This is a genomic window from Thiocapsa sp. UBA6158, from assembly GCF_002423035.1.
Taxonomy (GTDB): Bacteria; Pseudomonadota; Gammaproteobacteria; order Chromatiales; family Chromatiaceae; genus Thiocapsa.
The window spans coordinates 25,261-25,734 of sequence record NZ_DIUM01000086.1 but is presented as its reverse complement, the minus strand read 5'-3'; the positions used below and the strand labels follow the sequence as shown (position 1 = coordinate 25,734).

1 protein-coding gene is annotated in these 474 nt (G+C 54.4%); it reads left to right on the top strand.

Annotated elements, in window-relative coordinates; translation table 11 throughout:
• Window positions 1-233 precede the first annotated feature (233 nt).
• The coding region (ndhC, locus tag B4N44_RS12010; RefSeq protein ID WP_296701087.1) for an NADH-quinone oxidoreductase subunit A at window positions 234-474 on the top strand (241 nt) is incomplete at its 3' end.

The window sequence follows — 474 nt, the reverse complement described above, 5'->3', positions numbered from 1 at the left end:
AGGGGGTAGTGGCGTAAGCCGTGCCAGTTCGAGTCTGGCCGTCGGCACCATCTGTAGTACAAGCAAACGGCATGTCGCTTCCGCGACATGCCGTTTTTTTTGCGCAGACATGCACGTAAAAGTCTGAATAGCCTAATGATTTGGATTGATCCTCGGGTTGACACTGCCATGACGGCTGCACTAGACTCTCGGTCCGGTTCGACGTCAGAGAATAAGTAAATTCGGGAGGACTGATGCTCGACAATTATCTGCCGATCCTGATCTTTATCATCGTCGGGATCTTGGTTGGCGTCGGCCCGCTCGTTCTGGGTTACTTTTTGGGACCTCGCCGCCCGGATGCGGAGAAAGACTCCCCCTATGAATGTGGGTTTGCGGCCTTCGAGACTGCGCGTCTGAAGTTCGACGTGCGCTACTACTTGGTGGCAATCCTCTTCATCGTCTTCGATCTGGAGATCGCCTTCCTCTTCCCGTGGG